The sequence below is a fragment of the Pseudomonas sp. FG43 genome, assembly GCF_057809175.1.
In genome coordinates this window covers 88,631-101,666 of the sequence record NZ_JBMDJL010000003.1, presented here as the reverse complement: position 1 = coordinate 101,666, position 13,036 = coordinate 88,631, and the positions used below count along the sequence as shown (strand labels likewise).

Here is a 13,036-nt window from a genome sequence, read left to right as displayed (position 1 = left end):
GGGCCTGATTAATGAGTATGACTGGCAGGTCACTGGAAGGCGCACAAAGCCGGGCGCAGATCATTCTGTTGTTCGTGGCGCTTATCGTTTTCATCATTTTGCTGTTCGCCAACTTCACGTACCTCAATACCCAGTCGAACTACGACAAGCAGTACATCGGGCATGCCGGTGAGCTGCGCGTGTTGTCCCAGCGCATTGCCAAGAACGCCACCGAGGCCGCTGCCGGCAAAGCCCAGGCCTTCAAGCTGTTGACCGATGCCCGCAACGATTTCGACCTGCGTTGGGGTTACCTGAAGAAAGGCGACCCTGCCACAGGGCTGCCGGCTGCGCCTTCGGCTGTACGTGAGGAACTGCGAACCGTACAGAACGACTGGGAAAACCTGCGCAAGAATGCCGATGTGATCCTGGCCAGCGAACAGACGGTGCTGTCCCTGCATCAAGTGGCCGCTACCTTGTCCGAAACCATCCCGCAATTGCAGGTCGAGTACGAGAAGGTCGTAGAAATCCTGCTCAAGAGCCATGCTCCGGCCAGTCAGGTTGTCTTGGCGCAACGCCAGGCGTTGTTGGCGGAAAGAATTCTCGGCGCGGTGAATACCGTGTTGTCCGGCGATGAGACCGCCGTGCAGGCCGCCGATGCTTTCGGACGTGATGCCAGTCAGTTCGGGCGTGTGCTCAACGGCATGCTTGAAGGTAATCCGGGCATGCGCATCGCCCAGGTCGAGGACCGCGATGCCCGTGCGCGCCTTGCGGAAATCTCCGAGCTTTTCGAGTTCGTTTCCGGCTCCGTCGACGAGATTCTCGAAACCTCTCCCGAGCTGTTCCAGGTGCGTGAAGCGTCCGGCAATATCTTCAACACTTCGCAGACGCTGCTGGATGAAGCATCGGTGCTGGCCAACGGTCTGGAAAACCTGGCGACTACCCGCTCGGCCAACTCCATCGGCGAGTATGTGCTCGGCTTGCTGGCATTGATGTCGATCATCCTCATCGGTCTGGTGATGGTGCGTGAAACCAATCGCCAGTTGCGTGAAACCGCCCAGAAGAACGAGCGCAACCAGACCGCGATCATGCGGCTGCTCGACGAAATCGAGAACCTGGCCGATGGCGACCTGACCGTGGCCGCTTCGGTGACCGAGGATTTCACGGGGGCGATTGCTGACTCCATCAACTATTCCATCGATCAGTTGCGCGAACTGGTGGTCACCATCAACCTCACTGCCGAGCAGGTTGCGGCAGCGGTTCAGGATACCCAGACCACGGCGATGCAACTGGCGGCAGCGTCCGAGCATCAGGCGTTGCAGATCAGTGCCGCCTCGGCAGCGATCACCGATATTGCGGTTTCCATCGATCAGGTTTCAGCCAATGCCTCGGAGTCCTCTGCGGTAGCAGAGCGCTCGGTAACCATCGCCAACAAGGGCAACGAGGTGGTGCATAACACCATCCATGGCATGGACAACATCCGCGAGCAGATCCAGGACACCTCCAAGCGCATCAAGCGTCTGGGCGAGTCTTCGCAGGAAATTGGCGATATCGTCAGCCTTATCGATGACATTGCCGATCAGACCAACATTCTTGCCCTCAACGCTGCAATTCAGGCGTCCATGGCTGGCGATGCCGGACGCGGTTTTGCTGTGGTGGCCGACGAAGTACAGCGCCTGGCCGAGCGCTCATCGTCTGCCACCAAGCAGATCGAGACGCTGGTGCGGGCCATTCAGAACGACACCAATGAAGCGGTCATCTCCATGGAGCAGACCACCAGTGAAGTGGTGCGCGGCGCCCGGCTGGCGCAAGATGCCGGTGTGGCGCTGGAAGAGATCGAGGGCGTTTCCAGAGTCCTGGCCGAACTGATCGAAAGTATCACCGATGCCGCTCGCCAGCAGGCGTCGTCTGCCGGACAGATATCGCAGACCATGACCGTGATTCAGCAAACCACGACACAAACGACCTCGGGTACTGCCGCGACCGCAGAGAGCATTGGCAATCTGGCGAAAATGGCCAGTGAAATGCGCCGCTCGGTATCAGGTTTTACCTTGCCGCCATCCAGAAATGAACAGGCTTGATTGGTAAGAAATTGCGCTGTGTCCCTGACCCCGCGCTGTCTCGCACCAACGGAAATTTCATTTAATTCATGATGTTGTGTTTTGTTTGATGAGAGGCAGGATGATTCATGGCTGATCGCCGCGATTATGTCGCTCTGGAATGGCTCAAGGGCGAAATAGCCGAAACACTCAGGCAGGCCCGACAGGCGTTGGACGAATTCGCCAGCGAGCCAGCGAACACGGTTGCCCTGGATGAATGCCTGAACCTTGTGCATCAGGTCCACGGCAGCCTGCAGATGATCGAATTCTATGGCGCGGCCTTGCTCGCCGAGGAAATCGAACAACTGGTTCTGGCCCTTCAACAAAATCGTGTCACGCAGCAGGCCGAGTCCATGCAGTTGCTGGATCAGGCCATGACGCAATTGCCTGCCTATCTGGAGCGCGTTCATTCCGCACGAAGGGATCTGCCGCTGGTGGTCTTGCCGCTGCTCAACGACTTGCGCAGCGCCCGTGGCGAAAGTCTGCTGTCTGAAACCAGCCTGTTCGCCCCGCAACTGGTCAGCGTCCCGCCGCTCGATGCCGAGATACTGGCCCAGCGTAATACCCCGGAATTGCCTGAACTGCTGCGCAAGCTGCGTCAAACCCTGCAAACAGCACTGGTGGGGTTGATGCGTGAGCAGGATGTACAGACCCAGTTGGGTTTCATGGCCAAGGTGTTTGCCCGTCTTGAGCTGTTGTGTGAAGACGCACCCCTTGGTGCGTTGTGGCGAATCACGTCGGCTCTGGTCGAAACCATGGTCAGTGGCAACTTTACCAACAGCCCTGCGCTGCGCAGCCTGCTGAAGGACGCTGACAAGGAGCTCAAGCGCCTGCTGGAGCAGGGGATCGACGGCATCAACCAGCCCGCGCCTGAAGAGTTGCTGAAAAGCCTGCTGTTCTACATTGCCAAGTCCGACAGCCAGGCACCGAAGATGCAGGACCTCAAGGACCAATATGCGTTGGCCGAGGCTTTGCCCGGCAACGACGTGGTCAATGAAGAGCGCGCCCGCATGGCCGGGCCGGACCGCGATGCCATGCGTTCGGTGATCGTTGCTCTGTGCGAAGGGCTGGTACGGGTCAAGGAGCGGCTGGACGTCTTCGTGCGCGGCGACCGTCAGCACGTCAGCGAACTCAATCCGTTGCTGCCACCGTTGCGTCAGATTGCTGATACTTTGGCGGTGCTTGGTTTTGGTCAGCCGCGCAAGGTCATCATCGATCAGTTGTCGGTGGTTCAGGGCCTGGCTCAAGGGCAGCGTGAGCCCAGTGACGCTGCATTGATGGATGTGGCCGGTGCGTTGCTGTACGTCGAGTCAACACTGGCCGGGATGATCGGTACTGCCGAGCAGACCAGCCAGGAAGACAGCCGTCTGCCCACCACCGATCTGATGCAGATTCACCAACTGGTGATTCGCGAAGCGCGGACGGTCTTGCAGCAGGCCAAAGACGTGATTCTCGATTACATCGATGGCGAATGGGATCGCCAGCGACTTGAACCGCTGTGTGCCTTGCTGACGCAGGTGCGCGGCGCGCTGGCGATGATTCCTCTGGCCAGGGCGGCCAGCCTGCTGGCAGCTTGCAATGAATACATCGTCGAGCAATTGCTGGTGGACGAAACCCGGCCCACCTGGACTCAGCTCGATTGCCTGGCCGATACCCTGACGGGCGTTGAGTATTACCTGGAGCGCATGGGTGAGGATCACGAGGCGCCGGGTAACCAGATTCTGGATCTGGCCCAGCAAAGCCTCGCCCGGCTGGGTTATTCGCCTGCACCGGATACGCTGGACGTGCCGCTGCTCGATGAAGTCATTACGCAGGAAGAACTGCTGGAGCTGGATGATCGGCAAGTGCTCGTCAGCCCGACGCAGACCATCGCTCAGGTCCTCGCCAGCCCGGTTTCCGCCGTCAACCCGCCAGCCCGCAACATGCCCGCCAGCCTGTTGCCGCCGCCTGCGGATGAGGAGGCCGTGGACGAAGAACTGCGCGAGGTCTTTCTTGAAGAAACCGAGGAAGTGCTGGATGCGCTGCGTGAATACCTGCCTCGATGGTTTGCTTCGCTTGGCAATCCGGGTAACGACGATAGCCCTGCATTGACCGAAGTGCGCCGGGCTTTCCATACCTTGAAGGGTAGCGGGCGGATGGTTCGCGCCCTGGTGCTGAGCGAACTGGCCTGGTCGGTGGAAAACCTGCTCAACCGGGTGCTGGAAGGCGATGTCATACCGGGCCTGGAAGTGCAGCAGTTGCTGACGCAAGTGCTTGCCTTGCTGCCCTCGGTCATCAGCGATTTTGCAGGTGATGCACAGCGTCAGCGCAACGATGTCGACATTCTGGCTGCCCGCGCTCATGCACTGGCCAACGGCCTTGAAACGCCACAGGTCAGGAAAACGGCCGGTCAGGGCGCAGAAGAGCTCGACCCGCAATTGCTGGAAATTTTCCGCCAGGAAGCGTACGGGCACCTCGGTGCGCTCAATCGCTTCCTCGACCATGCAGCGCAAAGTGCTTCGCCTTCGATCAGCGATGCCTTGTTACGCTCGCTGCATACTCTCAAAGGCAGTGCGCACATGGCCGGCGTCTTGCCGATTGCCGAACTGGCGAGCCCGCTGGACCAACTGGTTCGTGAGTACAAGGCCAACCTGATCGCCATCGGCGCGCCCGAACTCAAGTTGCTGCGCAATGCCGAGCCCTTGTTGCGCAAGGGGCTTGAGCAATTGGAGAGCAAGCCGCTGGCCGAGATTCCGGGCGCGGCCAAGTTGATCGAGGCGGCCCATACGCTGCTCAATGAGCGGTTGACGATTGCATTGCGTGAGTCGGACAGCGGCTTGCGAATCAAACACAACCCCAAGCTGATCGCCACTTTCCTGGCCGAAGGCATGGACATCGTTCTGGATGCCGAGAACCTTTTGCAGCGTTGGCGTGAGCACCCCGGAGAACGGCAGGAGCTGAGTGCGCTCCTCGATGAGTTGACCACGCTTGGCCATGGCGCCCATCTGGCGGACCTGCCTCAGGTCGATGAGCTGTGCGAGGCCTTGCTTGATCTTTATGGCGCGGTGGAAGAAAGCAGTCTTGCGGTCAGCGAGCGATTCTTCAGTGAGGCCGAAAATGCCCACGAAGCCTTGATCAACATGCTGGATCAGGTGGCGGCCGGGCAGGATGTCGACCCTCGCCCCGAATGCATCCGCGCCTTGCACGAACTGCTCGACGAGGCGCTGGACCCTTCCGCCATGGGGCTTATCAAGAGCGACGGGGCGCGGGCACCCAGCATCACAGAGTTCAATGCAGCCACTGCACAGTTGGCGAACGAACCCCCGAGTGCCGAACCGCCGGGCCTGGACGATGAAATCGTCGAAATCTTCCTTGAAGAAGCCGTCGATATCCTCGATAGCGCCGGGCATGCCTTGACGCGCTGGCTGGATGATCCGGAAAGCTCCCTGCCATTGCCTTCATTGCAGCGCGATCTGCACACCCTCAAGGGCGGTGCCCGGATGGCCGATATTGTGCCGGTTGCGGCGCTGGGCCATGAGCTGGAAGTCTTGTATGAAGGCCTGATTGACCGTCGTTACAGTTATTCGCCGGAACTGGCCGGGCTGCTGCGCGCCAGCCACAATCATCTGGCCCGCATGCTGGAGCAACTGCAAAACCATCACCGGCTGACAGATCCTGCGCCACTGATCGAAGCCATTGTCAGCTTTCGCCAGGGGACTTTTGTCACCGCAGGCAGCGATGCCGGTATGGCCTCCGGGCCGCTCGAACCGCAGGCTGAGGATGCCGCGGAGCGCGACCCGGAGTTGCTGGAGATATTCCTCGAAGAAGGTTTCGACCTCAGCGAAAGTTCGGGCGCAGCTCTGGCGCGTTGGCAGGCTGATCCGCAGAACCTGCTGGAAGTGGAAAACCTGCTGCGTGACCTGCACACCCTCAAAGGTGGTGCGCGTATGGTCGAAATCGCCCCGATCGGCGATCTGGCCCATGAGCTTGAATCGCTCTATGAAGGCCTTTCCAGAGGGGAGATGCAGCCGAGCCCGTTGATGTTGAGCCTGCTGCAAAGCGGCCATGACGTCCTGGTCGACATGCTCGACGCGGTGCGTGCGGACAAGCCTTTGCCCAGCGCCGCCTTGCTGATCGAGAACATCCAGAAGCTGGCCAGCCTCGACCCTGTCGTTCACACCCCGATCATTGAGGCGCCTGAGCCTGCGCCCATGGTTGCGCCTCCCTCTGTGCCGGGCAATGCCGAACCGGAGGGCGAGCGCAGTGGCCCGGAAATGGTCAAGGTTGCGGCCGAACAGCTGGAGACGCTGGTCAATCTGGCGGGTGAAACCTCTATTTTTCGTGGCCGTATAGAGCAGCAGATCATTGATACGCAAGTCACGCTGGTGGAGATGGAAACTACCATCGAGCGTATGCGTGATCAGTTGCGGCGTCTGGATATGGAGACCCAGGGCCGTATCCTCAGTCGCAATCAGGTACAAGCCGAGCGCCTGGGCTATGAAGAGTTCGACCCGCTGGAAATGGACCGGCATTCGCAGCTTCAGCAACTGTCGCGAGCCTTGTTCGAGTCTGCTTCCGACCTGCTGGACCTCAAGGAAACCCTGGGCAGCCGCGCCCGTGACGCGAAAACGCTGTTGCAGCAGCAGGCCAAGGTCAACACGGATTTGCAGGAAGGCCTTATGCGAACCCGCATGGTGCCTTTCGAGAGGCTTGTACCCCGCTTGCGCCGGGTGGTGCGTCAGGTTGCTTCGCAGTTGCACAAGAACGTCGTGTTCGACGTGGGCAATGCCGACGGTGAAATGGACCGTACGATCCTGGAACGTATGGTCGCGCCGCTTGAGCACATGCTGCGCAATGCGGTGGATCATGGTCTGGAAAGCACCGAAAGGCGTCTTGCCGCAGGCAAGCCGGAGCAGGGTCATATTCAACTGAACCTGATGCATGAAGGCGGGGATATCGTCATCGAATTGAGCGATGACGGTTCCGGTGTGGATATTGCGGCCGTGCGACGTAAGGCAATCAAGCGCGGCATGATTCAGGAGGATGCGCAGCTATCCGATGACGAGGTCTTGCCCTTTATCCTCCAGGCCGGGTTTTCCACCACCGAGATCATCACCCAGATTTCCGGGCGCGGTGTCGGGATGGATGTCGTGCATGCCGAGGTCAAGCAACTGGGCGGTTCGATTGTCATCGACTCGGTGCCGGGGCAAGGCACACGTTTCCGGATTCGCCTGCCTTACTCGGTTTCGGTGAACCGTGCCCTGATGGTGCAGTGTGGCGAGGAGCAGTATGCGGTGCCGCTCAATACCATCGACGGCATCGTGCAGGTCATGCCCAACGATCTGGAAACCTGTTACCAGAGCAGCCCGCCGCGCTATCACTATGGCGGGCGCAGTTATGAACTGCGTTATCTGGGTGAGTTGCTCAATGGCGGCCAGCCCAGGTTTGCCGGCCAGTTGCAGCCATTGCCGGTGCTGCTGGTGCATTTGCAGGAGCAATGGCTGGCTGTGCAGGTCGATGCGCTGGCGGGTTCCCGGGAAATCGTGGTCAAGAGCCTGGGCCCGCAATTTGCCAGGGTGCAGGGAATATCCGGGGCGACGATTCTGGGCGATGGCCGGGTGATTTTCATTCTTGACCTGCTGGCACAGATCCGCGCCCTGCAAAGCCGTTCGCAGACGCAGCAGGCCCAAGGGCTGACAGCGCCGGCCTTCAGTGAAATCGAGCACACCCGGCCTCTGCTGGTCATGGTGGTCGATGATTCGGTGACCGTACGTAAAGTCACCAGCCGTCTGCTGGAACGCCACGGCATGCGTGTGCTGACCGCCAAGGACGGAATCGACGCCATGAGCCTGCTGCAGGAGCACACACCGGATGTCATGTTGCTGGATATCGAGATGCCGCGCATGGACGGCTTTGAAGTCGCCAGCCAGATTCGCCACGACGAACAGCTCAAGGACCTGCCTATCATCATGATCACTTCCCGCTCTGGCCAGAAACACCGCGATCGGGCCATGGCTATCGGCGTCAACGATTACCTGAGCAAGCCGTATCAGGAGTCGGTTCTGCTGGAGAGCATTGCCCACTGGAGTCAGGTTGATGTCTGAAAGAGCGTTTCAAACCAACCGCCTCACCATGCTGACAGGGCTGGTCCTGCCGTTGAGCGACCGCTCCTTGCTGTTGCCCAATGTCGCGGTCGCGGAGTTGATCGATTACCAGGACTGCACGGCCGAACCTGACACGCCCGAGTGGTATCTGGGGCCGATCAGCTGGCGCGAACTGAAATTGCCTTTGATCAGTTTTGAAGCCGCCTGCGGCGGTCGTCCCCGCGTAGGAGGGCGGGCGCGTATCGTCGTCCTCAACGCCTTGGGCGGGCGCCACGACGTCAGGTTCATCGCCTTGCTGACCCAGGGTATCCCGCGCTCATTCAAGGTCGACAGCCAGTTGAGCTACGTGGATGTGCCTCTGGCCGAACTGGAGCTGGCTGCTGTCCAGGCCGGAGAAAGCGTGGCCCGCATTCCGGACCTTGTGGCGCTTGAGCAGTGGGTGGTGGATGCAGGGCTGGTCTGAGCCGATTCAGTAGGAGCGGATTTATCCGCGAGACGTCATTGAAGACGGTAGCTTCTCTTCGGCTATGCGGGCCTCTCGCGAATGAATTCGCTCCTGCCTGGGTGAGCAGAAATATTCCAGACACCGAAGCCGGCACCCAGCAAAGATACTGGCTATTGGCTTGACGCTTATCACGGCTGCCGTAGACTGGTTTCATCCGACAAGGAGTCTCCGGTATGCGGTGTTTGCACGGTTTGTTTTTCGGGTTGTTCGGTGTGGTGTGTGTCGCTCAGGCGCAGACTCCGGCCGAGGTTGATCCGTTGTTGGATAATGCTTCCACAGGTGCTCAGGCTGCGGCCTCCAGTGAGGCGCGTGGTGTCTTGCGCGCACAGGATCAGGCGGTGCTCGCCAGTGAACTGGCCGGGCGTATAGTCGATCTTCCGCTGCGCGAAGGTGAAACCTTCAACAAGGGCGATACGCTGGCGCGTTTCGATTGCTCGGCCTATCAGGCCCAGCTCAACGCTTCCCAGGCGGCGAGTCGTGGTGCCAGTGAAGAACTGGCGCACAACCGGCAACTGGCTGCGCTCAATTCCGTCGGTCGATTCGAGGTGGCTCGTGCCGAGGCCAAGGTCGCTGAAACTCAGGCGCAATCAAGCGTCTTTCAGGTTCAAGTCAAACGTTGCAGCGTGATTGCGCCGTATGACGGTCAGGTCGTGGATCGCAAGGTCCAGCGTTATGAAAGCGTTTCCGCTGGCACGCCGCTGCTGGAGATCGTCGATAACCGTACTCTGGAAATCCACCTTCTGGTGCCGTCCCGCTGGATGGGCAAGCTCAAGGCCGGTCAGACGTTCAGTTTTGTGCCTGACGAAACCGGCAAGCCACTGACCGCCACCATCAAGCGCTTCGGTGCGCGGATTGATGAAGGCAGCCAGACCTTGCTGCTGGTGGCCGGTCTGCCAAAGTCCGAGGGCCTGTTGGCGGGCATGAGCGGAACCGCACGTTTCCCGGAGCTTAAGTGAACGCTTCTGTACCTGGAGTGGTGGAGCGGGTCTTTGCCCAGTTCCTCGATCTTGAACGCCTGACCCGCGCTGCCCGCACGACCGATCAACTGGCTTACAGCCTAGTGAATGACGGCCAGCCGCTGTTCGGCTTTCGCCATGCTGCGCTGGTGATTGCCGGCAAGGTGCGTGCAGTGACGGGCGTCAGCGTGATTGACCCCAATGCGCCCTTTGTCGCGTTCGTCGAGCATGCAGTCGCTCAGTTGTTCAAGCTGGAGAAAGCCAAGCCCGCCAGTGTCGTTGCGATGGATGCGCTCACCGCTTCGGTTCGCGAAGACTGGCAGAGCCTGTCGGCCACCCATGTGTTCTGGCTGCCGTTGCTGGATCATAAAGGCGAAGTGTTCGGCGGCTTGTGGCTGGCCCGTGACAAACCCTGGGCTGCGCCCGAGCAGGTTCTGCTTTCGCAACTGGGCGATACCTACAGCCATGCATGGCTGGCGTTGCAGCCGCGCAAACCCTGGCGCCTGCGCTTGAGTCGCAAGCGTCAGGTGGGGTTGGTGGCTGTTGCACTGCTGAGCCTGCTGATCCCGGTTCGCCAGTCGGTTCTGGCTCCTGCCGAAGTCGTGCCGTTGGCCGGTCGCGTGGTGGCTGCGCCACTGGACGGCGTGATTGCCGAGTTTCTGATCAAGCCCAACCAGCCAGTCAAGACCGGTGACCTGCTGGTGCGTTTTGAAAACACCACCCTCAAGGCTCAGGCCGATGTGGCCGAGCGCACGCTGGGTGTCGCCGAAGCCGAACTGAAAGCCAACTCGCAACGCGCCTTTGCCGATGCCGAATCAAGCTCGAAGGTCGACCTGCTGGCGGCTCGCGTCGAGCAAAAGCGTGCAGAACGCGATTACGCCCGCGAATTGCTCAAGCGCAGCGAGGTTCGTGCCGAGCGTGACGGTATCGCGGTCTTTGCCGATGCCCAGCGCTGGACGGGGAAGCCGGTCCAGACCGGTGAGCGCCTGCTGGAAATCGCTGATCCGTCCCAGGCCGAGCTGCGCATTGAATTGGCGGTCGGCGATGCCATCGCTCTGGAGCCGGACGCTGAAATCGCTCTGTTCCTCGACAGCGACCCTCTGCACCGCCATTCCGCTCGTCTGGAGCGTGCGGCTTATGAGGCGCAGCCGACTCCAGGTGGTCAACTGGCCTATCGCCTGGATGCGAGCTTCCTTGATGCGCCGCCGCGTATCGGGTTGCGCGGCACTGCGAAGGTCTTTGGCGAGCGAGCACCTTTGGCGTTGTATCTCTTGCGCAGGCCTTTGGCTGGTTTGCGTCAGAGCGTAGGCCTGTAAATGGCGCTGCCCAGCCTGCGGGCGGATCTGCAGCTTTCTTCTGCCGCACCTGCACTCGACGGGTCACCACGCTGGACCCTGGCCGATCCGGTGCGAGGCCGCTATTTCAAGCTTGGCGCTCAGGCTATCCGCCTGTTGCGCCATTGGTCTCTGGGTGACGCCACGCAGGTGTTGCAGGCCGCGAACCTTGAGCCCGGTCTGCCGTTGGGCGATAACGAAGTGGAAGAGCTGCTGATCTTTCTTCGCAGCCATGACCTGATCGCTTCGACCGACCCGGACCAGCGTGCAAGCTATGCCTGCAAGGCGGCTGCTTCGCGTCACGGCTTGTGGCAGATGTTGTTGCATCAATACCTGTTCTTCCGCATTCCCCTGTGGCGCCCGGATGCTTTTCTCAATCGGGCCTGGCCCTGGCTGAAGCGCTTTGGCCCCTCACTCCTGCGCTATGGCCTGCCTGTCACGTTGGGGCTCGGGGTGTTTCTGGTCGCACGTGACTGGCAGCGATTCATTGGAACCTTCCCTCATCTGTTCAGCCTCGGCGGCGCGTTGGCGTTTGGTGCGGCGCTGTTTTTCGCCAAGCTCTGTCATGAGTTCGGCCATGCCTTCATGGCCAAGCGTGCCGGGTGTCGTGTGCAGAGCATGGGCGTTGCATTCATGGTGCTGCTGCCGTTGTTCTACACCGATGTCAGCGATGCCTGGCGAGTGAATGACCGGCGCGCCCGTTTGCTGATCGGCGCAGGTGGTGTCCTTGCCGAAATGCTGTTGGCCTGTATCGCTTTGCTGGCCTGGTCGCTGCTGCCCGACGGGCCTGCACGTACGGCAGCGTTCATGCTTGCCAGTGCGACCTGGCTGACCACGGTGGTGGTCAATCTCAACCCGTTCATGCGTTTCGATGGTTACTTTCTGATCAGTGACCTGTGGGAAGTGGACAACCTTCAAGGCCGGGCCTTTGCCTTGTGTCGCTGGCGGTTGCGCGAGGCCTTGTTCGGTTACGGCCAGCCTGCGCCTGAGCCCTGGACGCCTGCCATGCAGCGCCGTCTGTTGTGGTGGGGTTATCTGTCCTGGCTGTGGCGTGCAGTGCTGTTTTTCGGGATTGCGCTGGCGGTCTATCACCTGTTTTTCAAGTTGCTGGGGATTTTCCTGATGCTGGTGGAACTGGGCTGGTTCATCTTTCTGCCGATCTTCAAGGAAACACGCCACTGGTGGGCCAACCGCGAACAGGCTCATACGCCCAGGGTCTTGCTCAGCGGCGCAGGCTTGTTGGCGCTGGTATTGCTGCTGGCGGTGCCTTGGCGCAGCAGTGTCGAGCTGCCGGTCATGCTGGAAGCAGGGAGGGTGACGGCCCTGCATGCGCCTGTGGCCGCAAGGGTCAAGCAGGTGAACGTGCAGGACGGCCAGGCGGTGGAGCAGGGGGCTGTGTTGGTAGAGCTGGAGTCGCCAGACGTCGATTCGCGCCAGGCCATCGTGCGTCGGGAAATCGAGATCCTGCAATTGCAGATGCGCCGTCAGGCAGGACGCAGTGAGACGGTTGCGGACGTTGGCATTATCGAACAGCGTCTGGCCAGCGCCGTGGCCGAGTATCGCGGTCTGGCAGCCCAGCGCGAACGCTTGCTGGTGCGTGCTCCTCAGGCCGGTCAGGTGCGTGATCTCATGCCGCAATTGAGCCCTGGCCGTTGGGTTTCGACCCAGACGCCTCTGGCCCGGATCGTCGAGGGCGGTACGCGCATCCGTGGTTATCTGGCTGAAGATGCCTTGTGGCGTATCGCGCCAGGAGACAAGGGACGTTTTATCGCTGACGACCCCATGCGCCCGTCGCTACAGGTCGAGCTGCTGGATGTGGACGCTAACGGGGTTTCCTATCTGGATCAGGAAGCGCTGGCGTCCGATCACCACGGGCCGATTGCCGTGCGCCGCGACGAAAACCACCGTGCCGAGCCGGTACAGGCGCAATACGGTGTACGTTTGAAAGTGATGGACGAGATTGAAGCGCCGGTTCAACCGTTGCGAGGTGTAGCGGTATTGCAAGGTCGCAGTGAGTCGCTACTGGGCTCGACCTGGCGAAGGCTGGCGGCACTGGGCGTTCGTGAAAGTGGTTTTTGAAAAG

General features: G+C 60.5%; 6 protein-coding genes. All 6 read left to right on the top strand.

Translation table 11 applies throughout. From position 1 onward, the window contains the following. Positions 1 to 11: 11 nt before the first annotated feature. The 6 genes from ACODS3_RS05495 to ACODS3_RS05470 all read left to right on the top strand — a co-directional run bounded on the left by ACODS3_RS05495 (position 12) and on the right by ACODS3_RS05470 (position 13,032). Positions 12 to 2,057 carry a methyl-accepting chemotaxis protein gene (locus ACODS3_RS05495; protein ID WP_489033634.1) on the top strand — a complete coding sequence of 682 codons (2,046 nt, stop codon included), beginning with the start codon at positions 12 to 14 and terminating at the stop codon, positions 2,055 to 2,057. A gap of 107 nt (positions 2,058 to 2,164) precedes the next feature. Further along, positions 2,165 to 8,158, top strand: a complete 5,994-nt coding sequence (locus ACODS3_RS05490) for a hybrid sensor histidine kinase/response regulator (RefSeq protein ID WP_489033632.1) — start codon at positions 2,165 to 2,167, stop codon at positions 8,156 to 8,158. Beyond that, positions 8,151 to 8,621 carry a chemotaxis protein CheW gene (locus ACODS3_RS05485; protein ID WP_201003845.1) on the top strand — a complete coding sequence of 157 codons (471 nt, stop codon included), beginning with the start codon at positions 8,151 to 8,153 and terminating at the stop codon, positions 8,619 to 8,621. Before ACODS3_RS05490 ends, ACODS3_RS05485 begins: the two co-directional genes overlap by 8 nt. 215 nt (positions 8,622 to 8,836) lie before the next feature. Beyond that, positions 8,837 to 9,619 carry an efflux RND transporter periplasmic adaptor subunit gene (locus tag ACODS3_RS05480; RefSeq protein ID WP_201003843.1) on the top strand — a complete coding sequence of 261 codons (783 nt, stop codon included), beginning with the start codon at positions 8,837 to 8,839 and terminating at the stop codon, positions 9,617 to 9,619. Next, positions 9,616 to 10,935: an efflux RND transporter periplasmic adaptor subunit gene (locus tag ACODS3_RS05475; RefSeq protein ID WP_489033629.1), complete on the top strand. Its 1,320-nt coding sequence runs from the start codon at positions 9,616 to 9,618 to the stop codon at positions 10,933 to 10,935. Before ACODS3_RS05480 ends, ACODS3_RS05475 begins: the two co-directional genes overlap by 4 nt. After that, positions 10,936 to 13,032: a site-2 protease family protein gene (locus ACODS3_RS05470; protein WP_489033627.1), complete on the top strand. Its 2,097-nt coding sequence runs from the start codon at positions 10,936 to 10,938 to the stop codon at positions 13,030 to 13,032. The last annotated feature ends 4 nt before the right edge of the window (positions 13,033 to 13,036 follow it).